Genomic DNA, 22,205 nt, shown 5'->3' with positions numbered 1-22,205 from the left:
TCAACATCGACCGTATCAACAACGTGGATCAGTAAAGTACCGAGTTAGTTGCATAAACTACGAGAAATACAAGCAGAACGAGGGAAATGAGAGAGGTGATGATTATCGCCAATTTCTTCATGTAGCTTACTTTATCAAATACTTCGCCTTTGGCTTCTCTTACTCTTCTATCTTCCTCAAAATGCCACTTAATCGCAAAATAGCCACCAATACACATGACAATAATCTTGAAAGCGCCTGCAACGTATGGGAAAGAGTCACCTAAAATATGGCCCATTACTTATCTCCATCAAATACAATATTGATTTCATAATAACATAATTGCAAAGGCATGTTTACTTTGAGTATCGTTAGACGGTCGTCTTTTTATGGCTAGTATCCGTGTGCTATGACGTTAAGGTTCACTCACTCAATGTGCAAAGCGAATCTTTCTGATTCCGTGTCGTGACCGCTCCCGCCCTCGTTGAGTCGTTTTTCTATCATTTTTTCATCCTTGCTACGAAGCGAGTTATGGACCACAACAGGATTGGCATCACGGACTGTCGATACCATCTCTCTCTACTACAAACACACCACAAAAAGGCAGGTAAATTAAGACAGAACGGCTTCGGTAGAGCTCGGGCTTTACTTAGGAAAAAAATTGGCGTGTATCAGGGATAATAAGGAAGGTTTATGACTGGCAACACATTTCGCTGGGGAATCATCGGCCTAGGTCGCATAGCACATAATTTTGCTAAAGCATTAGACGTTGTCCCTAATGCTCGCTTATATGCCGTTGCGAGTTCGAATCGAGAACGTGCGAATACCTTTGCGCAAGAATACGGGAGTGAGCATGCTTACGATGATTATCAACCTTTAATTGATAATCCACACGTCGATGCCATTTACATCGCCACCCCACATCGGTTTCATTATCAATGGGCAAGGCAATGTTTGATGGCTGGCAAGCCTGTATTGTGTGAGAAGCCATTGACAGTGAATGAGGTACAGGCGCGCGAGCTTGTTGCTTTGGCTGAAAAGCATCAAACGTTCTTGATGGAAGCGTTATGGACACGTTTTTTGCCGACATGGCAGCAGGTATTCACTTGGCTCAGCGAACAACGCATCGGTGACTTACGTTTATTGAGCTCCTCATTCGCCTTTAACGTCCCCCGTAATGAAGAAGACCGCCTGTTAAATAATGCGCTTGCTGGCGGAGCTCTGTTAGATATGGGCATCTACAACCTTGCCATGTCACAGTTTGTGATGCAGCGTGAACCCAGCGTCATTGTTGCCAATGGCATGATTGGTGAAACTAACGTAGACGAACGTACTAGCGTGATCCTTGATTATGAGGGGGTCGCCAGTCAGTTCACATGTGGTTTGAATACCACATTAGAAAATGGCTTTACCCTCTATGGCAGCAAGGGAAGTATCCTTGTTGAGTCGATGTTTTGGGCGGCAACGCAAGCGGTATTATGCGTGGATGGCGAAGAGCCACAACGGGTCGCGTTTCCGTTCAGAGCGACAGGTTTTGAATATCAAATTGAAGAGGTCATGAGCTGTATAGCGAAAGGGCAATTGCAGAGTGATGTAATGAGCTGGCAGCAAACCATCAATACGATGAAAACAATGGATGAGATTCGCCAACAAATTGGGCTTGAGTATCCTTTTTTGCATCGGACTTAACCGTATTGATATGTATTATTGCGTATCGACGCGGCCACCGCGCGCGCTGCAGAGGGAGTGCATTGAAGGGATGATGCCGCGTGACGTTTAACCTGTGGCTCTTAGCTGTAGCCGATTAATATAGTGATTCATCAAGTCATGCTCGTCTTCTCATGTTATAGAGGTGAGTTGCATGACTTGGATATTTCGCGAGCGGTTACGCGCGTTTGACTAAGCAAAAATGTTTTTTACCACGCTGAAGCAGCCAGTACTGGTCAAACAGGGGAAAACCGAGTTGTGAATGCACAGGCGTTATTTTTTCACCATTGACACGAATGGCATTGTTTTCAATGAGTTCACGAGCGATGCGTTTTGATTTGGCGAGCCCTGACTCGACCAACACGTCTACCGTATCTTGCTGATGACTTGTGATGCTAGGTATACCATCCAGCTCTAACTGTTTAAGTTCACTGATATTAAGAGTGTCGACACCCCCAGTGAACAAAGCGTGAGTAATCCGCTCTGCACTATTTAATCCAGCCTCACCGTGAACAAAGCGCGTCATATGTTGCGCGAGAATGTTTTGTGCTTCAGGTTTGCGATGACTGTTTCGGTCGCTGGATTCAATCTGAGCGATCTCATCGCAGGATAAGAAGGTGTAGTAACGAAGTAGATTGTAGACATCGCTATCTTCAGTCGACAACCAGAACTGATAAAACATGTAAGGCGAGGTTTTTTCTGGATTCAACCAAACGGCGCCGCCTTCTGTTTTACCAAATTTGCTCCCATCGGATTTGGTGATCAGCGGTAGAGTTAAGCCAAACACGTGTTCGCCATTTTGACGACGTGTTAAATCAATACCGCTGACGATATTTCCCCATTGATCATTTCCGCCAATTTGTAGGCGACAGCCATAGTTACGATTAAGGACGGCAAAATCATAAGACTGCAGCAGACTGTAGCTAAATTCTGTGAATGAAATACCCTGTTCAGGTCGGTGTAAGCGTTGCTTCACCGACTCACGATTGATCATGGCGTTGATTGAAAAATGCTTACCGATATCTCGAAAAAAATCGATAACATTGATGTCTTTCATCCAAGCGGCGTTGTTAAGAATCGTTATCGGTTGGTTAAGATGGGGCGCGAGTAACTGCTCAATTTGCGTCGTGAGATCGTCAACCCAACCGTTAACCGTCGCTTCATCATTGAGATTACGCTCAGCGGCTTTGAAACTTGGATCGCCAATCATCCCTGTTGCACCGCCAATCAGCGCGAGTGCCTGATGTCCGGCGTCCTGAAATCGTTTGAGCATAATCAGTGGCACCAGATGCCCAATGTGTAGGCTACCTGCCGTTGGATCGAAACCGCAGTAAACGGTTTGTGGTTGGCTCATCTGTTGCTGTATTTGTTCTAAGTCGCTCGCTTGAGCGATTAAACCACGCGTCTGTAATTCCTGAATCAATGTCATTTTAGGCGTCTTATCGATATGAGTGAGGTGACGTACAGATTACGAATAGACGCAGAGAGGGGATATATCCCTAAAGGGATAATATGGGCATTTATCGAGTGATCAGATGGTTGAGGAACACTTGGAAAAGTTCACTGAGCGATGTAACGCGTAGCTGAGCGTAAATGCGCTTTCGGTGATTTTTCACCGTGCCTTCTTTAATGTTTAATTGTTGTGCGATTTCTTTACTATCAAGACCTTGTACGATTAATCGGGCAATTTGTTTTTCTCGGTTCGAGAGGACACCGTGACCAAAAGAATGCAGACTTTCCTCAACCATTTCACGTCTTTGCAGGGAGTAAGATTCAGGGTGAAAGAGCGGTTCTGCGAGAAGGAATTCCGTGTCTCTCCAATGCTGCTGACATAAAGATTGGATGATGGCGAAGTGGGAGTGTAGCTGTTCAACATTGTAGGGCGAAAAGGTGTTATCTCTTTCGGTATACCCCAAATAAATCACCACCCAGCGATCGGGTTCAATTTCAATGAGAATGCTTAATTCATCCTTCCAGCCCGTTTGCCGATAAAATTGAGTACAGTATATCTGGTAATCCATATCGTGTTTGCTGGCATCTTTTAATGAAAAAACACCTTGCTGTTCGTCAACGGTGAGCATTTTGTAGAATGGGTCGTCTTGAAATGCGGCGGTGAGATAACGCTCGAAAAGCAAATGACGATTGTTCTCAATGGAATCGTAAAGATAGATAGGGTGTTTACCTGTACGCAAGCCAAGAATCACTGCGCTGTCATAGCTTTGTATCGAAGCAATGAGAGCCATGAGCTTAGAGGTGAAACTCGGCGATTTGAGCGACGATATCGATTCTGCGAGTAAACGATTAAATTGCGATTGGGCCATATCACGTAAGAGGATTAAGACAGGCGGACAGCATACCGCAATTCCCCAGAATGCTCAAAATTGAGTGCCGAAGGCGGCGGTTTTTTTACTACTGTTGTGATGTGAAATTTTGCAACTGCAAGACCTAGATACAAAAAAAGACGTCCTAGGACGTCTTTTTTCTGGAATTTGGCTCCCCCTGCGGGGGCAAAACCCAAACAGATAGATACTATGTCCTGCTTGGCCTAAGCCTATATTGGGATAGCTTAGGTTTAAGGCAAATGTACCTATCTGTGTACCTAAAGTCAATTGCTAGCCTTTTCCTTGTTCTTGATATTCTCTTCAGCTTTCCAAAGCTTGTGTTTTGCTCGGATCATTTTATTGAGTTCTTGTTTTATCTTTGAATGAGCCTTTGAGTCAGCGATATCAACAAGCATGTTCCACTGTTTGTCAGAAAAATCTAGAGTGAAATCCTCACATTCACTTTTATCTAATGAAAATTTATCCCTTATGAGTTTGAATCGCTCTTGGAACTCATCCTTATTGGTCGTGATACAAAGAACATCTAGAAAAGCGACTATACAATCTTGTCTTATCACAGGGTTTTCGACAGGGGGGAAAAATCTAAGAAGACCAAATTGCTTAATCAGTCTTTCATAAGTTTTATTGATCCCGAATTCAACTGCGAAGTGCGACACTCTCCAATATCAAGAAGCTAAAGCCATCTCCTCAAATATAATGGCTGCCTGCTTGAAGCCTAAACACTTTCTCGGACGGTAATTTATCCGCGATAAAGCGAACTCTATATCGATGTCCGTCACTGTCGTTAGATCGGTTCCTTTCTTCACATATTGCCTTAAAAGACCGTTCGCATTCTCATTAGCACCACGCTCCCAAGAACTGTACGGATGAGCAAAGTACACATCAGCCTTTAATTCTTTTGCGATGGTTTCATGACCTGCAAACTCTCGCCCGTTATCTGCCGTAATGGTATGGACATGTTTCTTATAGGGCTTCAGTAGCTCTATTGTCGCTTTGGTGACATCATCCGCTGACTTAGATGGCACTTTCTTTACCACGTAAAATCGAGTCTTACGCTCTAAAATAGTCACCATTGCACCTGTACCATGCTTACCTAGCACAGTGTCGATTTCCCAGTCACCAAACCGCTCCTTACTGTCAACGATGCTTGGTCTATCATCAATCGAAACGGCATTTTTTATCGCTGGAGCTTTCTCTTGTTTACCTCGGCGATACCGCTTATGACCTTGTCTCAAGTGACGATATAACTTACCGCCCAAGCGTTTATCTTGAGCAACAAAGCGATAGATCCACTCATGACTGACAGATGCACCAATTTTCGTTAATACATTAGAAATCTGCTCTGGACTCCAATCTGTTTCTAAAAGAAGGCGGATAAAATCGACACGTTCCTTTGGTATTCGGTATTTACGTGCTGTTTTGCGCTTTTTGGTAGACGACATCTGGGCTTCGTTAGGGCAATAATGCTCTCCCTTCCGACCGCGTTTAAGCTCACGGTATACCGTCGAGCGGTGGCACTGAACTGTTTTAGCTATTTCAGGAACCGAAATTCCCCGTTCCAAAAGAGCAGAAATCTGGTATCTTCTGCCTTCGGTCAACTGTTGATAATTCATGGTAGTACTGCTTGTTTCTTTGGCGAGAAGAGCGTACCACTTTCAGCAGTTGGCTTCCTCTTCTACATATTTCCATGAATGTCGCACTTATTATCTGAAATCGGGGATTAACTCATGGTTGTCATTTTTTATGATTCCTCGATATGAGGACAACTCACTGTAGGATTGTCTATAGAGTCGTTGTAACTGTTCCAAGAAGCGAGCATTTTCACCTCGGTAGGCCTCTTGAGTGAATGCAATGATATTGAAATAGTCAATGATTTTGTTTTTGGCATATAGGTCATTGACAGGATCGTAATTTTCTAACTCTCTTAAAGCGTCTAGATAAGGTGAGCCTTCACTACGTATCTTTTCGATAGTTTTTTCTTCGTCTTTTAAATACTGTTCAACTTTCTCATCGGTAAGGTTTTCTTCTGTTAGATATGGCTGTTTGTCATCGCCTTCACGAAAATATGAATTTCGTTGTCTGTCTTCTTGACTCAACTCTCTAATGAACATATCTCGAATTTTCTTTTCATGTTCTTCTTTTCTTTCTTGCTGACCACGTGAGTTTAACGTGGGTCATAAAAACTGTCCTATGTACACTTTAGAAAAACGGCTGCTTGTTATTAAAATGTTGCTTTTTATTGAAATTTTAATGATTAGATAAACAAAGAAAAGCGCTCTATAGCTGTTGATCCACGACGTACAATAATGTGGAAGCATGTATTTTTGAGTAGCGCTGTTTAGGTCATTTAGTAGATAGCGTATCTCTCTTTTTTTCTCATCCCTAAGAATTCCGTTTTCTAGATCTTCCGTAAGTATCATAAGGCTTTCTGCAACAATCTCGGTGAAGTGATGTTTTAACCCACTGCGTTGTAGCACGGATAAGTCATAACCGTTTAATAGATTCCTATGTTTTTTGAAATACAGGTAACTGATGTAAAAGCGCAATTCACTGTCGTGAGAGTTATCTCGAAAGAGAGTGAATCGATGGGTTGGGCCTTTCATGATTGATGTGTGCTCATTAAATCTTTGTGGAAAAACAGAGTAATTTTTTAGATTGAATATCGCAAACTTTTAACAAGAAAAATCGAAATATTTCGACGATTTTTTTTATTAAAATTGAGGGCTGTTGGGCTCTGTATGCTTATTAAGTGCAATAAAAGTGGTTTTTAGAAATCTTATATTGTTAATTCGATTTTCTTTCAAATAATCTTTGATGTTTGATCGAATAGGTTCTTGATTTAGACGAGCAGTTAGAGCTTCTGTTGTTCTGCAAAAATTTACGGCGCTTGCCTTTGATGTGAACGAAATAACCAAAGGATTCACATCATGCAACTTATCAGACGTAAAGAGCTATCGGAGCTGACGGGCATCAGCCGAGCTCATTTATACTTATTGATTGGAGAGGGGAAGTTCCCAAGGCAAATTCACATTGGTAAACGTGCTTCTGCATGGATAGTGGAAGAAGTACAAGCCTGGGTCGATGGTGTTTGGCATGAAGGTATGATAACGTCACCGAATCTCGAAAATTCAATGAAGTTGGTTGACCGGAAAACGTTGCTGAACATGATTGGCTTTAACAAAGATACCTTGTATCGAATGATTAAAGCTGGAGATTTTCCTCCGTGTGTCTCGAAAGACATTCCTCGATGGAAGTACAACGACATTGTTACTTGGGTCGCGAAGAAAATTACTATCCGCGATGCAAACTGCTTCTAAACACAACGGTATCCTCCCTTCTTTTTTCTCTCATCTCTTGTCCTTTAATTTGATAGTAAGTCAAATTTGCTTTTTGCCATGCAAGGCTGAATGTTTCTGAAATTTTGCGTAATTGTTAATTGTGATTCGATTTTTGTGTGTCTGTAAAGGGCTAAATGTTAAAGGAATTAAGTGTCGTTAATGTCTGTCTGGTTAGTATTATTACTGTCATATCTACCATACCTACTCACCCATTACATCGACATATTACCCTCTACTGAGTCACCATAGTGACTCACAGTACGCAATTAAAAATTAACGACACAGACCTATCTATGAACCTAAACACAGGAGTAGATAGGAATGAATGTACGTTCTAGAAAAAACAAAAACCTCAGACTAACCACCAAGAAAACGTTTCTGGGTAGACCTATCCAGACCGAGCATGGTCCACTCTATATCGACTACTTAGAGAAAATGCACAATACGATTGATCTCGCATTGGACGAGTATCCTCGGCTAATGGCTGTTCGTGTGGATTTGAGGTTTCCCAAGCTAAGGAAAAACGAAAAGAGCGGTAATGTCATGACCGACTTTCTACGCTCATTACAGTCGCAGATTGATCACTCGGGAAAACGAAAGAAAAGAGAAGGGAGTGCTAGAGTGCATCCCTGCAAAGTGCGGATTGCTTGGGTGAGGGAGCGCTCTACTTCGATGAATGAACACTATCACCTAGTACTCATGTTCAACAAAGATAGATTTAACTGGTTGGGGAAAACTCAAACGCAACAGGAGAACTTAGGCTCTTTTATCGTAGAGGCATGGGCGAGGGTGGCCGGTGTCGACTACGAAGAAGCAAATGGATTAGTCCATTTTTCAAAGAGAAAGAATAGCGACAGTGTGGTCATCCACCGCTTGAATTGTAACTCTGATGACTTTGATGATGCGTTTGATGAGTTCTTCAAGCACATTAGCTATCTAGCAAAAGAGAGCACGAAGCACTTTGGTAGCGGTAGACGCAATTTCGGCCATAGTCATAAGTAGCTTAAAAATAACGGCAGTCTCAGTTCCTGTGAGAATGACAGTAAACCACAGGAACTCATCATCATACCAAATCACCTCAGCCTTATTCACAATCGCTCAGAAGCGTCTAACCACCTCACAATCACTCATGACCGAACGTTTAATGGGAAACCGCTCTACTACCACAAAGATGGCCTTGTCCTTGAGTACTTGGAGGGAATCGACCGAGTGCTGACTGAAGCGCTCGGCCAATATCCTAAACTTTGTGTCGCTCACTTTAATGTACGTCTACCAAGTGACTTCGATGGAGACCATTCTGAGGTCTTCAGTCATTTCTTTCGTACCTTGGAGTTGGAAACCAATGAGTTGTGCCTAATGAAGTACAGGCGTAGGCCTCACCAATATCACCAAACGGTCATTTGCCATGTTTGGTTCAAGGCGTGTGAGTCCACCAGCCAGTATCACCTTGTCTTGTTCTTTGATAAGCGGTTGTATCTTTGTTTAGGCAAAAGTGGGTGCGGGAGGAGTCGCTACCTGTCCAGAGTCAGAAAAGCATGGGATAGAGCAGTCGAAACCAGCTACGGTAGAAGGTGCTTAGGGCTGGCGTATTCCCCTGCTGATGACATGTACGAACTTCTAAAAGGGGATGAAGCGTTTCCATTGCAGTTAAATGAACTCTTCTATCGGATGAGTCGTCTCGCGAGGCCCGTCCCCCTAAGCGACGATAACCGCAGCATGAGTTTTGGTCGCAGTCACGACTCACCTTAAAAAATACAGCGCGAGTAATGCCTATGTTATTCACACACAAAAAGGCATTACTCATGGCGAATAGAACCTACCTCCCAAGCATTACTCTTGATAGAACTTTTGAAGATTACCCGCTGTATTACAGCGACAAGGGGTTATACGAGTCAGCACTGACCTCAATGGTCGATGTCTTTGAGCAGGCACTCAGTCAGTTTGACATCGCTCTCGCCACACGTTTGGACTTGTTTTTGCCAGAAGACCATCAAGATACCGACCTCAGTATCCTCAACGATTACTTTAAGTTGCTTAAAGAAAAACTTAATACGGATTCTCTGTTCTATGTATGGCGTAAGCGGGAAGATAAGGTGCCATCCCACAACTATCGCGTGATGCTGTTTACTGATTACAGCCAGTATTTTGGTGATGCTATTTGCTGGGAAAAACGCAACGAATTGGCTGAGCATCTTAAAACGGCTTGGCAAGAAGCGATAGAAAAGCACTACAGCGGCAAAGAACGTTCAATAGTGCTTCTCAATGACCGTGGTCACTATGGCTTGGGGACACGCTGTCGAAATAAAGACATGAACATCAAACACAGTGTCTTCTATCGCATGAGCATTCTTGTTGAAGCGTGGAAAGAAGCGCGTTACTTCTTTGGCTCTAGCTTGGAATAGACCGACTGCATTTTTTTACAGTTGCGGCTTATCCCATGGGTATATACAAGAGGAGACAATTCCCATGAGATTTCTACGACTTAAAGAAGTGATGTCACTAACAGGACTAGGCCGTTCAACTATCTACAAGTTCATGGCAGATGAAACCGATTTTCCTAAGAGTGTCCCACTCGGCGGACGAGCGGTAGCTTGGGTCGAAAGCGAAATAGAGGAATGGATGGAATCGCGTCTGAGCATGCGAGACAACCAAGAATCCTTTCAGTAACACAAACATCAAATCACATCAGCAACGGGGCGCTGGCTAAGCAAAGTCATGCGCCCTTTTTACAATTAGAGAGAGATAAAAAATGAGCTATTCAATTTACGTAGACGGCGCTGCACCAAACAACCAACACGGATGTACACGAGGTGGTATCGGGCTGGTGGTTATGGATGAAGACAATGAGATTGTTCATGAAGAGAGTTTTACCATCAATCGAAAAACCGACAATGCTGAGCTGGAACTACTGGCCTTAATTGAAGCATTGGAATACGCAGAAGATGGGGACGTTATCTATTCGGACAGCGATTATTGTGTGAAAGGTTTCAACATCTGGATGGATGATTGGAAAGACCGAGGTTGGCGTCGAGCGGATAAGAAACCGGTTAAAAACCGCCAGCTTTGGCAACAAGTGGACGAGTTGAGTTCTAGGAAGTACGTCGAGGTATTTAAGGTCAAAGCACATTCGGGCATTGAAGGGAACGAAAGAGCTGACCTGTTGGCGGTTGAAGCGGCGGAAGCTGACTAATACAAGAAGTCATAGTTTGGGAGGATAACACCTCCCAAACTATGCCCTATTTTTATTTGGGGTATGTTGGTTAATGATTAAGTCATTATCAACGTGGTTGTATTCAGTGAATAAAAATCACAATGTTTGCAATTGGTAGACTGAACTTATGGTTATAAATCCTGCAACTCCCGCTGGTTAGGTAGAATACGTCCATTGAAAGTAGCGGATGGATTTAACTGTGGGTTATCGAGTGGTACGGTTAACCGAACTAATGGCATATGAGTTCGGTCAGGTTGAAGGTGATATTGGAAGGTTGGACGAAAGAGCGTTAGGCTCAGCACTCCCTCAGGGGATGAGCTATTCCAGTTTTATGGACAAGCTGAAAAGTGGTGAGTTAGCACTATTGACGGATTCCCCTTCTAAGCCTGTGATGCTCCGAGATGGCATGAGCAAATCATGGAGCTTGTCGGCGGAAGGGCAAGAGGTGTTATCGCCAGAAGCGAAAAGTGCCTACCTTTCCAGAACGAGAATGTTAGGCGGTGCGGCTGGCAGTGCTACGCCCACTCAAAACGCCGCGGGCTATGCGCCTAACATTGAAGGAACCTATGTTCCTGAGCCCGTAAAACCCGATACCTCAGATGCACCACCAAAGCTGCAATACGAATATTGCTTTGAAGTGGCTTGCTCCGATGAGACGTTTCGAAAAAGCGTGGGGTATGCGTTTGAACTGGCGAAAACCCAACAAGAAGCCCTGATTGGCCGTTGGCAGACGGAGGCAACCGAGCACGGTACCAAATATATCGCTCATACCGCCTTTGATGAACCGAAAAAATTGGTCGCCAAAGTGGCTTCCAATGCTTTGGGAATTAGTGTCCCCGACACTGTGCAGGTAAAGCCTATAGGCTCTGGTATAGTACGAGAAGCCTTTATCCCCGTTGTTCCTTCCGTGCAGCTTGGTGAGCGTTTGGGGCTACCAACAGAAGGCTACTACTACCATTTCTACAATGGTCGTTTAGTTCAAGAGTACAAGCTGCTAGGAAATGGCAAGTGGGCCTTCTACGCGACACGTTCCACTCACGAGCAGCTCAATGATGAGCAAGGTTACAACATCTATCAAAGTGCTATTCTGGTTTACTGGAAGCTCGAAGGTAAAGACGTTGAAAATCAATATCTGATTTATCTTGAACAGCCAATTACCCGAGAAGAGCTCGACAACCTCAATGATGACTGGTTGGCTCAACATGGTATTAAACTTGATATCAACGAATTGCTTGCTGCGCCCAAGCAACCTGTCGCAGAAAGACAAACCATTCAGCCTGCGGACACAGAGAAAGCAGAGAATAAACCAGAAATGCATACTGTTGGGACGGATTCTAAAACCAACCAACGAGAATCATGGGGAGCCATTGCAGAGCAATATGGTTTGTCGGCGAAACAATTACTGGATTTGAATCCACAGTACAACGCTGACCCGATGTCGTTGAAAGTCGGGGATACGCTCAAGGTTCAAGAGCCTGTAGATCTTGATAGTACCAAAATAGTTCAACGTGATTTACCGCCAGTGGAGCCCAAGACATACAATCAAGCTGCAAACACTCACTATGCTTACAACGGTGATTTTCAGGGAACGTCACTTAAACCTATCGGTAGTGAGAATGTTTTGGATAATGACCTCGTTGTGGCAAACTTAGCCAGCATATCTCCTCAGGACGTCGATGATGTGTATCTTGTCTTCGCTGATAAAAAAATGAGTGTGGAGGATTTTGCCCAAGAAACGTATCTATCGAAAGATAAAAGCATTATTGATCATGTATTAAAGTCAAACCCTCATCTTAAACGTAGCTTTAGCCAGATTATTGAGGGTATGCCTTTAGTTGTATCGCCATGGATAGAAAAACACCCAGATGAAGAGCTCGCTATCAAACAAGCTAATGAACTTATGACTGAGTTTTTGCAGCTTTCTAGTGAAGAGAAGAAATGGTTTGCAGAGCATCATGAAACGGCCACCAATGCTTTACTTGTTGCGGCGACATCAGGTCTAGATGTTTACCAAGATGAGTCAGCATCATCAGGCCTTCGTGATTTTAGCCTAAATGATATCGTTGCCGGAGCGGGTGCTGTGGTTGCGGGAGCTCAGGTTCAAGGAGATAAGCTTAGCCAGCGAATGAAGTCATTTGCAGAATATTCACGTTATATCGCAGAGAAAACCAAAGGCTTATCAGGGCAGGCTCTTTATTCTAACCCTGACTATAAAGCATGGAGAAAAGAAGCGAGAGCATTTCAAAGTGAGATGAAATCGATGCTCTCCGAGGTTGGCAAACCGGGCTACATTAAAAATGTTCAGGCTAAGCGCATTAATGACTACCTAAATGTCGGTAAGCGACAATTGTATCGCGCGAAAGATTTCTCTAAAGCGGTCTCAGGGATTGAGATGACAAGTTTGTATAAGCAAGCGATGTCGTTCAGTCGATTTTTGGGTGTGGCCAATGGGTTAGTGATTGGGGCTGGCTTGTATGGTAATGCTATGGATGTAGCCAAAACATGCAATACGAGTGGTTGGTTTGAGGAAACCTGTAACCGTAGCTTGGTAAAAAATACCGTTTCCGGTGCTGTAAATGTTGTTTCAGGTATTCGGATAGGTATCGCTTTAGCAGCTATTCCTGTTACAGGAGGCTTATCGATAGCTTTAGTTGCAGGAGGAACACTCTTTTGGGGATTATATGGCAGTGACATATCGAATAACGTTGGCAAATTTGCAGAGGAAGTGATCTTTGATTGATAAAGTGCCTGAAGTAAGTTTATATGTTTTTTTACTTACTTTTTTTCCATGGATGATGCTATTAATATATTTGTCTATTAAGTTTAGAAAAAATAAATATGCGTTGATATACAGTATTTCAGATAGTGCTCCAGATCGGTTTCGTGAACGTTCAAAAATGATGATGGAAAGTAATTTATCTTGGCTTGCTGCGAGTTGCTTTGCGTTTGAGATCTTTGGGTATGTGATGCTCAGGTATGCTTGGAAAATTTCTCATTCAGATATATATCTTTGGAGAAAAAGCATTAAGTCTATATTGGGAAAAGATTTTCCACCTTATTTTATTATGACATGCTTCATGGATATCTCGTTGGCAAGCCTCTCAATAGTTTTGATAAGTCTGCTGTTTCGTTAAAAATAATGCTAGTGATGCTGTGAGATGCGTCATTGGTTATGGTTGGGGCCTTATTTCTGTAGCAGGGGGTCTATCCTTTTAATCGCAGGTGGAGCTTTTATGTGGGGAATGTACGGAACTGATTTTTCAAACGAAGCAGGAACATATGTAGAGGAACTTCTCTTTGATTGACGTAATGATTAAGTTAGGCTTTGTTCTTTTTTTACCTACATTTTTTCCATGGCTGGCTATGTGTATATATTTAACAGTAAAGCTTAAACGCCGTAAATACCAGATGATAAAGGCTATATCAGAAACAGCTCCAACCAAGTTTCAAGATAGATCAAGACTGCTCATGGAAAGTATGGCATCGTGGGTATTCGCTAGCTCTGCGGGCTTCATATGGTACGCATACCTCATGCTTAGGTTCGGTTGGCGAATACCGAAGGAAGAGATTCAAGAGTGGCGTCAAAGCATCCAATCTATTTATGGTTCTGATTATCCTATATATAGACTGTCGACTCTATTGGCTAATGTGTGGCTAACAGGTCTCCCTGTTTTGTTATTAATCGCTTTTCGTGGATAGGTTTCTTAATCGATAACATCATTGATGTAAATATCATGGGAAGCAATAATACTTCTCTTGCACCTATAGTTGCTTGGCGAACACGCATTATGATTACTCTGATTCGCTTATCTCAGGAACCCAGTTTAAGGCGATAAACAGCGTAAGCGCACCACAAACCCCACATTCTAATCAGGCTTTGCCCACTCTATGATCACATCTCCAATCCAAAGGAGATGTGACATGAATAAACGACGCACCGATCAAGAATGGCTTTCTCTGATTGAGCAATGCCAAGCCAGTTCGCTTACACAACAAGATTTTTGCCAAAAACACGACATTAGCGTATCGACGTTTTACGCTAAGCGGCAGCAGTTGAGTGTTAACCCATCTCCAACTCAGAGCGGCTTCGTTAAGGCCGAAATTATTGAAAAAACCACCTGTCGCAAGGTGACCCAGACGTCGGTAGCCAACATGACTTTGATAGTAAATAACATCGAATTGAGTATTCCTCAAGGCACGCCACCACACTATCTTGCTGAGTTGATTGGAGCCTTGTCATGAAGCGCATGATGACCGCGCCAGTGGTGTATTTATACCGCGAGTTTGTCGATTTCAGAAAATCTATCAATGGTCTGGCGCTGTTGATTGAATCCGACACCGACCTTGAGCTAGGCTCAGGGGCATTGTTCCTCTTCACCAATAAACAACGCGATAAAATAAAAGTGTTGTATTGGGACCAAACGGGTTATGCGCTCTGGTATAAACGCCTCGAAAAAGCCAAGTTTAAGTGGCCCACGCAAGAGAAAAATACGGTGTTGACCTTAACGCAATTTGACCTCGACAGACTGCTTTCTGGCTTCACAATAATCGGCCATAAATCGGTAAAAATCGACAGTTTTACAATGGGTTAATGGCAATAAAAGTCAGATAAACCAAGCCTTTTTTATCGGTATTCAGTACAATGAATACCATGAAAAAGACGACCCCCGACATCAATCCAGACAGCCAAAACATCGCGGAACTTCAAGCGATGGTGAAGGCGTTGATGTCTGAGCAAGAAGCTTGGCAGCAAAAAGAATCACAATGGCAACAAGAACGCCAATCCTTGATTGAGCAGTTCAAACTGGCACTTGACCGTCAGTTCGCCAAGCGCTCTGAAGCGTTAAAACCGTATAACGAAGCTCAGGGCGACTTCTTTAATGAAGTGGAATGCGAAGCGGAGAACGTCGACGAAGACGTGGTGACCACGACGACCACAACAAAGCGCCGTGGTAAACGCAAGCCATTACCGAAAGACTTACCTCGCGAAACCGTGGTTCTTGACCTGGACGAGCACGATAAACAGTGTCCTTGCTGCCAACATTCTCTGCATCAAATCGGGGAAGACCGTAGCGAGAAACTGGAGTTCACGCCTGCGATACTCAACGTTATCGACTACGTTCGTCCTAAATACGCGTGCCGTCATTGTGAGCAACACAGTGAGACTAACCCAGTTCACCAACAGCCAGTACCCGAAAGCATCATCCCCAAAAGCTTCGCCACAGAAAGCTTGCTGGCCCATATCATCTTAGGTAAATACCAGTACGCCTTGCCGCTGTATCGACAAGAAACCTTGTTCACGCAATCGGGCATCGACTTATCAAGAACCACTATGGCTCGCTGGGTTATCCAAGTGAGCGAGAAGTTCCAACCCTTGTACCAAGCCTTAAAAACGCACTTACTTGAGCAAGTGGTGGTGCATGCTGATGAAACCCCATTGAATGTGCTGCAAGAAGAGAAGCGCAGTTACATGTGGCTTTACTGCTCAGGAGCTGACTCTCCGCAAGCTTGTTTACCGGAGATGAAAAACATCGTCTTGTACGACTATCAAAACAGTCGCGCGAGAGCGTGCCCAATGGACTTCTTGGGCGATTACTCGGGTTACCTGCAAACCGATGGTTATGTGGCGTACGATGGTCTCACTCAAGTGACAAACGTCGGTTGCTTCGCTCATGCTCGCCGTAAGTTCATGGAGGCAAAAAAGCTCCAGGGAAAAGGCAAGACTGGAAAAGTGGATATCGCGCTGGCGAAAATCCAAAAACTTTATGCGCTTGAAGCTCACTTAAAACCGTCGTCAGCCGAAGAGCGTTGGTCAGAGAGACAATCACACGCCAAACCGATATTGGACGACCTGTATCAATGGCTCACGACACAGAAAGTGTTCGAATCCAGCCCACTGGGTAAAGCGATTAAATACACCTTGGGTCAATGGCCAAAGTTGGTGCGTTATGTGGATGATGGGCACGTATCCATCGACAACAATCGAGCAGAGCGTGCGATAAAATCGATGGTCATTGGCCGAAAAAATTGGCTCTTCGCCAACACATCAAGAGGCGCCGATGCTAGCGCATTACTCTATAGCATCATCGAGACGGCTAAAGCCAATGGACTCATTCTCTACGATTACATGGTCAAGTGCATGAAAGAGCTGGCGAAAGCAGAGCCCGACATTGACTCACTTCTTCCGTGGAACTTCTCACACTAAAACGCCCCGTGTGTTCATGGGGCGCTTACTAAACAGCGATAGTCTGTTCGAGAAAGAATTGCCCGTCACGAACTTAACCACCATCACCACGGCTTCTAAAGCCACCGACTATGGAAAAACGGCACTCCTTGCGATCCCCGCAAATGGCGCGGCAACGAACCTTGGTATTCTCAGTAGCAATACGACCAATACGATAGGTACGTGGTCGATTTCAGGAGAAGCGTTAGCAGGCTTTGCGCGAATGGGGGGCTTTCTAGTGGCCGCCTTATGGCCGTCTCAGCTTGCGGATGGTACCTTAGACGGAAATCCAGATTTTGCGACCGGTGACACCACGACGATGCGTGTCCGTTTCAATATGTATACGGACGAAAATGGTAAACAGCAAGTGGTTGGCATCAAAACGGGAGAGGGTAGCGTCTATGGTGAGCGAGTTGCGAAGCGTAAGGCGGTACAACAAGGACAGCACTTTGTTGCTAAGCTAGAGAATGGGATTACCATTACATGGACACCGGACGGTTCAACGGATGTACTGACACCTGATACTGTATTGCCCGAAAATGATCAGCTCGATGTACACAACATTTGGGTGCGCCCGATTGAAGAGCATGAACAAGAGATAGGTACAGCGCTCTATCCCGAGGAAGAGCTTGCTGAGTATATTGTGACTTTCCCTGCGGATTCTGGCGTGTCCCCCTTATACTTAGTATTTAATAAGCCTAGTGGTGATATTAAATACATTCCAGCGCCTAGAAGCAATCCGCCATTACCTGCATTTCCAGATGCTATAAAAGCAAAGAAAAAAACAGCAGTGCAAGGTGGTGGCAAGTTAAGAGAGCGTTGGAAAGACAGGAAGGGGCGTATCTATGAGTGGGACTCTCAGCATGGAAAAGTCGAGGTATATACAAAAAATGGAAAACACTTAGGTGAGTTTGACCATATTACAGGGGAACAGACAAAGGATGTAGATCCTTCACGAAAGGTAGAAAAGTAATGAAAGTTGTAGTTGAAGCGTTTGACAAAAAAAGTGAGCTTTTGGTATCGGAAATCGAAGTGCAAAGTACATATGTTGATCAGGTCTCAAAAGTACTAGATTTAAGTGACGATGATCTCCGGTTTCTTTTAGCTGGTGCCGGTGGATTTGATATCTCGATTGATCAAGTTAAGGCAATTGAGACAATAATTGGTGAGAGTTTTTATAGCGCCCAATGTGACTATCAACTTGGAACAAGTTAACTATGACTTAGTGTTTAACTCTTACATCTATTTTTGAACAATTATATTTAAAACAATATCGGTACTCATAAGATGAAAAATGATATCTCAGAGTACAATCAATCAGAGTTTTTTCAATTGGTTAATAGAATTTGTGTTGAAGATTACGCTACTGAACAAGAACATATCGATGCAGTTTTACATTTCGAAGAAATGACAGGGCATCCAGACGGCTCTGATCTGATTTATTACCCAGAGAATCCTGAAGATGGAACGCCAGAGAATATCGTTAGAATCGTCAAAGAATGGCGCTTTTCGCAGGGGTTACCTTGCTTTAAGGATTAAGTCGCTTTTTAACAGATAACATATACCTTCAAACTGGTGTATTGATACAAAAAAAAGAATGGTGGTATTACTTTTCTGTGATGGCTTCACAGCCTTTAAACAGTGTGATAGCTGGAAAAAGAAAGGCTGGCGTAGAGCAGATAAAAAGCAGATTAAGAATAGTCGCCTGTGGCAGACAGTCGATGCGCTTCGCGCAGACAAGGATGTCGAAGTCAAAAAGGTTAGAGCGCATTCTGGTGTCAGAGGGAATGAGATAGCGGACTCGCTAGCAGTTGATGCTGCTAGAAGGGAATTCGATTGATGTAATAATGCGATTTGTAGGCTCAATCTAACAAACCGCTATTATCCCGTTATTTGCGTTTTTCTAGATAACATATATCTGAAGGTGGATGCGATGAGGAAGCGAGAGCGGTCATGAGACTAACCGCTCTCTTAGCAAGTTTTTTCCCAAAAATCATTCAGCCAACCAGTGTCAAACTTTTAGAACAGGATAAAGCATATTTTTCAAAATGAATAAATATGCTTTTAGCCATTTTCCTTATACACATTCGATTAATTAAATGATCAAAATTGCTCTGTTCCTAAAGTAGAAATAAATCACTCTGTTTTTGTCAGAGCGAGACTGATTCCAAGCACAACATTGCGTAATCAACATGTTGTCGTAATTTTCAAAACACAGATAGGGTTATGTTAGTTGTCAGGCTCAACCGGCAATAATCACTAAGATTTTGAGTGATACATGGGTTGATGTTTTTGACTCGATTCTGACCAGAAATTGATGTTGAACTGAGCATCATCACTGAGTTCAATTCGATGCCAATATTGTGGTGGGCTGGTCGCAAATTGTCCTGCGTTAATAACCACGACCGCTTCTGGTTCAGTGGTGTTTTCATCAGCAAAGCCGTAGTAAGTCACCTGACCTTCCATCACACATAACTGACCAAATACACCTTTAGCTGTATTGTGATGATTAAGTAGTGCCTGAGGGACATTCTCTTTAGTGAAAAAAGGGGTTGAGCGTTGAATCGTCCAATTTTTTGGAATACGTAGATGTGACATAGTTATATCCTCTCTGATTTAAATCGTATTCAGTTTAATACTTATAGCATCTGGGCTTTATTTCGTTTGAGACAACTCACGAAGCAGTGAAAATGCTTGAGTGATTTGTTCGCCAGCTACGATAAAACCCGCCATTTGATTACGTTCATTTTCCGCTTTTGCCACAATGCCAGACTGAGAAAACTGCACATTCCACAGTACAATATTGTCAAAGTTGCCCGCAAGCTGAATGGGATAACTTGGTGTTTTCACTTTTATCATCGTAGGCGGAAGTGCTAATTGTGCATCTTGCCCTAATAGCTGCTTGCCCAGAACATTGGCGCTTAACACGATCGGCTGAAGATAAGGCATCAGGCGTCCCTGAATTTCAGCGCAATCGCCCAGTGCGTAAACATTGGCAACTGAAGTCTGTAGATGAGCATCAACAGCGATGCCCTTGTTTACTTCAATTCCCGACTCTATAGCTAACTGGGTATTTGTACGTAAGCCGGCAGCAGATATCACTACGTCTGATTCAATCACTTGACCACTAGTCAATGTAGCAACGTACGAGTTCTCTGAACAGTTCAACTCGGCGACACTATTACCCAGCGCCAGTTGAATGCCTTGCTGTTTAAGCTGATTTTCTAGTGGTAACGCAATGAATTCGGGGATAAGATTAGCTAACAGGTGCGGGTTTGGTTCAACAACCGTCACTGCTTTACCCGCACTTGCCAGATCCATGGCAATCTCAACACCGATCAAACCACCTCCTACAACTAATACGCGTTTCGCGCTGCTAAGTTTTACTTGTGCTAATTGATACTCTTGTAATGAATTCAGCGTAATAACTTCATTACTTGCATTACCCGACATAGGGGGTACAAACGCTTTTGCTCCTGTCGCAAACACTAATTTTGAATACTCATAAGAACGACCATTTGCCATCACTTGCTGCGCCCGTGTATCCACATTTTCGATTAAAGTGTTGGCAAACAGCTCAATATTCTGCTCTTGGGCGAACTCTTCACCGTATTTCACGACTAAATCAAGAGCTGTTTGTTTTTTACTGAACACATGGCTCAAGTCTGGTTTGTTGTATTCCGCTCCGTCATCGGCAGTAAATACTTGAATCGGGATATGTGCGTCCATTCGACGCACAGTTTTAACTAACTGGTAAGCAGCAAAACCACTACCAATAATGACGATTGGTGCTTGCATCGCAGTCTCCTTAACCCTTGTATTCAACAAATACGTCTTTACCCAAGTGACATTCCGGGCACAGGAAATAGTCCGGAACGTCACTCCAAACAGTTCCTGGCTCAATGTATTGATTTGGCTCACCTTTCGCAGGATCATATACCCAGTTACACACAGTACATACCATGCATTGGCAATCAGCAGAGTGTGCTTGTGCGCTTTGAGTGCCGGGCTGATCGTTGACTACCGCGTCTGGTACTACTTGTTCAACCGGTTGAAATACTTGAGGCTGTTCAACGACAGGCGCAACAACCGAATTTAACAGTGTTTTCTTTGCCCATAACTTAGCTATATTCTGACCATGCTCACGGCATTCGCGCATAGCCTTACCATCAGGTCGCCATTTGGCTTTCAGACTCACAGCGGTTTCAAATCCTGCATCAGTTAAACGAGCATGAATACGGTCTACTGCACCACCGTTCCAACCGTAGCTGCCAAAAGCAGCGGCTTTCTTAGCTTTGAAGCGAAGACCGGTGATTTCTTCCAGCATGCCTGCAATTTTTGGCATCATCACATTATTCATAGTCGAAGAACCAACCAAAATACCTTTTGAGCGGAATACATTGGCCAGTATTTCATTCTTATCATGTTTAGAAACATTAAAGACTTTCACTGCAACACCCGGGTCCACATCATGAATACCCTGTGCAATCGCATCCGCCATCATACGCGTATTATTCGACATAGAATCGTAGAAAATGGTGATACGATCTTCTTGATAGTCACCCGCCCACTCCAGGTACTGATCAATGATTTGCACCGGGTTATCACGCCAAACAATGCCGTGAGACGTCGCAATCATATCGACAGGAAGATTGAAGCTCAGAACCTCTTTAATTTTCGCAGTCACTAGGCTACTGAATGGTGTCAGGATGTTTGAGTAGTAACGTAAGCATTGTTCCATTAACTCGTTTTGGTCCACTTCATCGTTAAATAAACGTTCATCGCAGTAATGCTGACCAAATGCGTCATTACTAAATAACACGGCATCACCTGTCAGATAAGTCATCATACTGTCTGGCCAGTGAAGCATTGGCGCTTCCACAAAGACCAGTTGCTTGCCGTTACCAATATCAATCTTGTCACCTGTTTTTACCGTGTTGAAATTCCATTCCGGATGATGGTGGTGACCAACAATCGAATCGATTGCCGCTTCGGTACAATAGATTGGGGTATTTGGGATTTTCGCCATTAACGCTGACAACGCCCCAGAATGGTCTTCTTCTGCGTGGTTAATCACAATGAAATCTATCGACTTAAGGTCGATTTCCATTTCTAGGTTTTGAATAAATTGCTGACTGAACCGATGATCCACAGTATCGATCAATACGGTTTTCTCTTCGCGGATAAGGTAACTATTGTAACTGGTGCCTTTTGTTATTTTGTATTCGGTACCGTGAAAGTCCTGAACTTCCCAATCACGTTGACCAACCCAATGAATGTTATTTTTTACATGTATCGTCATTCTTTCTTACCTCAAATTAAATGTGATGTTTGTCTTCAAAGAGCATGAGGCGTGCCAATATTATTTATTGCTTAAATAACAGTTAGATAGGACTTTTTTCTAC

General features: G+C 43.5%; 23 protein-coding genes and 2 pseudogenes. 16 read left to right on the top strand and 9 right to left on the bottom strand.

Translation table 11 applies throughout. From position 1 onward, the window contains the following. Positions 1 to 28: 28 nt before the first annotated feature. Positions 29 to 277 (bottom strand): hypothetical protein, encoded by a 249-nt coding sequence (locus EAE30_RS14005; protein ID WP_123016471.1) that lies wholly within the window; start codon positions 275 to 277, stop codon positions 29 to 31. A 395-nt stretch (positions 278 to 672) separates the two neighbouring features. Here EAE30_RS14005 and EAE30_RS14000 point away from each other — a divergent pair, with 395 nt between their 5' ends. Then, positions 673 to 1,668 (top strand): Gfo/Idh/MocA family protein, encoded by a 996-nt coding sequence (locus EAE30_RS14000; protein WP_123016470.1) that lies wholly within the window; start codon positions 673 to 675, stop codon positions 1,666 to 1,668. 196 nt (positions 1,669 to 1,864) lie between these two features. Here the strand turns inward: EAE30_RS14000 and tyrS are convergent, their stop codons facing one another. From tyrS to EAE30_RS19060, 5 genes are all read right to left on the bottom strand, one after another. Beyond that, positions 1,865 to 3,115 (bottom strand): tyrosine--tRNA ligase, encoded by a 1,251-nt coding sequence (gene tyrS / locus EAE30_RS13995; RefSeq protein ID WP_123016469.1) that lies wholly within the window; start codon positions 3,113 to 3,115, stop codon positions 1,865 to 1,867. A gap of 91 nt (positions 3,116 to 3,206) precedes the next feature. After that, positions 3,207 to 4,007 (bottom strand): helix-turn-helix domain-containing protein, encoded by an 801-nt coding sequence (locus EAE30_RS13990; protein ID WP_123016468.1) that lies wholly within the window; start codon positions 4,005 to 4,007, stop codon positions 3,207 to 3,209. Between the two features lie 284 nt (positions 4,008 to 4,291). Beyond that, the gene (locus EAE30_RS13985; protein WP_241967667.1) at positions 4,292 to 4,684 is read right to left on the bottom strand and encodes a hypothetical protein; all 393 of its coding nucleotides are present in this window, start codon (positions 4,682 to 4,684) and stop codon (positions 4,292 to 4,294) included. Positions 4,685 to 4,693: 9 nt separating this feature from the next. Next, positions 4,694 to 5,641, bottom strand: a complete 948-nt coding sequence (locus EAE30_RS13980) for an IS30 family transposase (RefSeq protein WP_123014135.1) — start codon at positions 5,639 to 5,641, stop codon at positions 4,694 to 4,696. Between the two features lie 90 nt (positions 5,642 to 5,731). After that, the gene (locus tag EAE30_RS19060; protein WP_241967666.1) at positions 5,732 to 6,139 is read right to left on the bottom strand and encodes a hypothetical protein; all 408 of its coding nucleotides are present in this window, start codon (positions 6,137 to 6,139) and stop codon (positions 5,732 to 5,734) included. Positions 6,140 to 6,955: 816 nt separating this feature from the next. On the opposite strand from EAE30_RS19060, the gene EAE30_RS13970 reads away from it, so the two are divergent. The 15 genes and pseudogenes from EAE30_RS13970 to EAE30_RS13895 all read left to right on the top strand — a co-directional run. Then, positions 6,956 to 7,345, top strand: coding sequence for a helix-turn-helix transcriptional regulator (locus EAE30_RS13970; protein ID WP_123016467.1), 390 nt, complete (start codon positions 6,956 to 6,958; stop codon positions 7,343 to 7,345). 342 nt (positions 7,346 to 7,687) lie between these two features. Continuing rightward, positions 7,688 to 8,368, top strand: coding sequence for an inovirus Gp2 family protein (locus EAE30_RS13965; protein ID WP_123016466.1), 681 nt, complete (start codon positions 7,688 to 7,690; stop codon positions 8,366 to 8,368). 63 nt (positions 8,369 to 8,431) lie between these two features. After that, on the top strand, positions 8,432 to 9,115 hold the full coding sequence (locus tag EAE30_RS13960) for a YagK/YfjJ domain-containing protein (protein WP_123016465.1): 684 nt from the start codon (positions 8,432 to 8,434) through the stop codon (positions 9,113 to 9,115). Positions 9,116 to 9,168: 53 nt separating this feature from the next. Continuing rightward, positions 9,169 to 9,768: a YagK/YfjJ domain-containing protein gene (locus EAE30_RS13955; RefSeq protein ID WP_123017387.1), complete on the top strand. Its 600-nt coding sequence runs from the start codon at positions 9,169 to 9,171 to the stop codon at positions 9,766 to 9,768. 64 nt (positions 9,769 to 9,832) lie between these two features. Next, positions 9,833 to 10,033, top strand: a complete 201-nt coding sequence (locus tag EAE30_RS13950) for an AlpA family transcriptional regulator (RefSeq protein ID WP_001211744.1) — start codon at positions 9,833 to 9,835, stop codon at positions 10,031 to 10,033. Positions 10,034 to 10,115: 82 nt separating this feature from the next. After that, positions 10,116 to 10,556: a ribonuclease HI gene (locus tag EAE30_RS13945; protein WP_005496785.1), complete on the top strand. Its 441-nt coding sequence runs from the start codon at positions 10,116 to 10,118 to the stop codon at positions 10,554 to 10,556. 208 nt (positions 10,557 to 10,764) lie between these two features. After that, positions 10,765 to 13,317, top strand: coding sequence for a LysM peptidoglycan-binding domain-containing protein (locus tag EAE30_RS13940; protein WP_123016464.1), 2,553 nt, complete (start codon positions 10,765 to 10,767; stop codon positions 13,315 to 13,317). After that, complete coding sequence (locus tag EAE30_RS13935) at positions 13,310 to 13,711, top strand: hypothetical protein (protein ID WP_123016463.1); 402 nt, start codon at positions 13,310 to 13,312, stop codon at positions 13,709 to 13,711. Before EAE30_RS13940 ends, EAE30_RS13935 begins: the two co-directional genes overlap by 8 nt. Positions 13,712 to 14,498: 787 nt before the next feature. Continuing rightward, complete coding sequence (gene tnpA / locus EAE30_RS13925) at positions 14,499 to 14,819, top strand: IS66 family insertion sequence element accessory protein TnpA (RefSeq protein WP_123014138.1); 321 nt, start codon at positions 14,499 to 14,501, stop codon at positions 14,817 to 14,819. Continuing rightward, positions 14,816 to 15,169, top strand: coding sequence for an IS66 family insertion sequence element accessory protein TnpB (gene tnpB, locus EAE30_RS13920; RefSeq protein ID WP_164711751.1), 354 nt, complete (start codon positions 14,816 to 14,818; stop codon positions 15,167 to 15,169). Before tnpA ends, tnpB begins: the two co-directional genes overlap by 4 nt. 59 nt (positions 15,170 to 15,228) lie before the next feature. After that, positions 15,229 to 16,782: an IS66 family transposase gene (gene tnpC / locus EAE30_RS13915; protein ID WP_123014139.1), complete on the top strand. Its 1,554-nt coding sequence runs from the start codon at positions 15,229 to 15,231 to the stop codon at positions 16,780 to 16,782. A 22-nt stretch (positions 16,783 to 16,804) separates the two neighbouring features. Beyond that, a pseudogene (locus EAE30_RS13910) lies at positions 16,805 to 17,773 on the top strand (colicin E3/pyocin S6 family cytotoxin); the annotation flags it as partial. Further along, positions 17,773 to 18,015, top strand: coding sequence for a DUF7683 domain-containing protein (locus EAE30_RS13905; protein WP_019827560.1), 243 nt, complete (start codon positions 17,773 to 17,775; stop codon positions 18,013 to 18,015). The pseudogene EAE30_RS13910 and the gene EAE30_RS13905, both read left to right, overlap by 1 nt. Positions 18,016 to 18,087: 72 nt before the next feature. Continuing rightward, the gene (locus EAE30_RS13900) at positions 18,088 to 18,339 is read left to right on the top strand and encodes a bacteriocin immunity protein (protein WP_123016461.1); all 252 of its coding nucleotides are present in this window, start codon (positions 18,088 to 18,090) and stop codon (positions 18,337 to 18,339) included. 106 nt (positions 18,340 to 18,445) lie between these two features. Further along, positions 18,446 to 18,640, top strand: a pseudogene (locus tag EAE30_RS13895) (RNase H family protein); the annotation flags it as partial. 419 nt (positions 18,641 to 19,059) lie between these two features. Here EAE30_RS13895 and EAE30_RS13890 read toward each other — a convergent pair. From EAE30_RS13890 to norV, 3 genes are read right to left on the bottom strand one after another with little or no spacing between them, the layout of a single operon-like run. After that, complete coding sequence (locus EAE30_RS13890; protein WP_123016460.1) at positions 19,060 to 19,398, bottom strand: TehB family protein; 339 nt, start codon at positions 19,396 to 19,398, stop codon at positions 19,060 to 19,062. A gap of 57 nt (positions 19,399 to 19,455) precedes the next feature. Then, positions 19,456 to 20,598: an NADH:flavorubredoxin reductase NorW gene (norW, locus tag EAE30_RS13885; RefSeq protein WP_123016459.1), complete on the bottom strand. Its 1,143-nt coding sequence runs from the start codon at positions 20,596 to 20,598 to the stop codon at positions 19,456 to 19,458. A 10-nt stretch (positions 20,599 to 20,608) separates the two neighbouring features. After that, positions 20,609 to 22,102, bottom strand: coding sequence for an anaerobic nitric oxide reductase flavorubredoxin (norV, locus tag EAE30_RS13880; RefSeq protein ID WP_123016458.1), 1,494 nt, complete (start codon positions 22,100 to 22,102; stop codon positions 20,609 to 20,611). Positions 22,103 to 22,205 lie beyond the last annotated feature (103 nt).

Source organism: Vibrio zhugei (assembly GCF_003716875.1).
Classification (GTDB): Bacteria; Pseudomonadota; Gammaproteobacteria; order Enterobacterales; family Vibrionaceae; genus Vibrio; species Vibrio zhugei.
Note: the sequence above shows the minus strand (reverse complement) of the source record. Positions and strands in the feature narration are given on the sequence as shown.

Excerpts from the sequence above, each read along its gene's own strand:
- norV (WP_123016458.1), bottom strand. The coding sequence starts at position 22,102 with ATGACGATACATGTAAAAAATAACATTCATTGGGTTGGTCAACGTGAT.
- EAE30_RS13940 (WP_123016464.1), top strand. The coding sequence starts at position 10,765 with ATGGATTTAACTGTGGGTTATCGAGTGGTACGGTTAACCGAACTAATG.
- tnpC (WP_123014139.1), top strand. The coding sequence starts at position 15,229 with ATGAAAAAGACGACCCCCGACATCAATCCAGACAGCCAAAACATCGCG.
- EAE30_RS13900 (WP_123016461.1), top strand. The coding sequence starts at position 18,088 with ATGAAAAATGATATCTCAGAGTACAATCAATCAGAGTTTTTTCAATTG.
- EAE30_RS13945 (WP_005496785.1), top strand. The coding sequence starts at position 10,116 with ATGAGCTATTCAATTTACGTAGACGGCGCTGCACCAAACAACCAACAC.
- EAE30_RS13970 (WP_123016467.1), top strand. The coding sequence starts at position 6,956 with ATGCAACTTATCAGACGTAAAGAGCTATCGGAGCTGACGGGCATCAGC.
- EAE30_RS13950 (WP_001211744.1), top strand. The coding sequence starts at position 9,833 with ATGAGATTTCTACGACTTAAAGAAGTGATGTCACTAACAGGACTAGGC.
- tyrS (WP_123016469.1), bottom strand. The coding sequence starts at position 3,115 with ATGACATTGATTCAGGAATTACAGACGCGTGGTTTAATCGCTCAAGCG.
- EAE30_RS13890 (WP_123016460.1), bottom strand. The coding sequence starts at position 19,398 with ATGTCACATCTACGTATTCCAAAAAATTGGACGATTCAACGCTCAACC.
- EAE30_RS14005 (WP_123016471.1), bottom strand. The coding sequence starts at position 277 with ATGGGCCATATTTTAGGTGACTCTTTCCCATACGTTGCAGGCGCTTTC.
- EAE30_RS14000 (WP_123016470.1), top strand. The coding sequence starts at position 673 with ATGACTGGCAACACATTTCGCTGGGGAATCATCGGCCTAGGTCGCATA.
- tnpA (WP_123014138.1), top strand. The coding sequence starts at position 14,499 with ATGAATAAACGACGCACCGATCAAGAATGGCTTTCTCTGATTGAGCAA.
- norW (WP_123016459.1), bottom strand. The coding sequence starts at position 20,598 with ATGCAAGCACCAATCGTCATTATTGGTAGTGGTTTTGCTGCTTACCAG.
- EAE30_RS13990 (WP_123016468.1), bottom strand. The coding sequence starts at position 4,007 with ATGGCCCAATCGCAATTTAATCGTTTACTCGCAGAATCGATATCGTCG.
- EAE30_RS19060 (WP_241967666.1), bottom strand. The coding sequence starts at position 6,139 with ATGTTCATTAGAGAGTTGAGTCAAGAAGACAGACAACGAAATTCATAT.
- tnpB (WP_164711751.1), top strand. The coding sequence starts at position 14,816 with ATGAAGCGCATGATGACCGCGCCAGTGGTGTATTTATACCGCGAGTTT.
- EAE30_RS13980 (WP_123014135.1), bottom strand. The coding sequence starts at position 5,641 with ATGAATTATCAACAGTTGACCGAAGGCAGAAGATACCAGATTTCTGCT.
- EAE30_RS13905 (WP_019827560.1), top strand. The coding sequence starts at position 17,773 with ATGAAAGTTGTAGTTGAAGCGTTTGACAAAAAAAGTGAGCTTTTGGTA.
- EAE30_RS13965 (WP_123016466.1), top strand. The coding sequence starts at position 7,688 with ATGAATGTACGTTCTAGAAAAAACAAAAACCTCAGACTAACCACCAAG.
- EAE30_RS13955 (WP_123017387.1), top strand. The coding sequence starts at position 9,169 with ATGGCGAATAGAACCTACCTCCCAAGCATTACTCTTGATAGAACTTTT.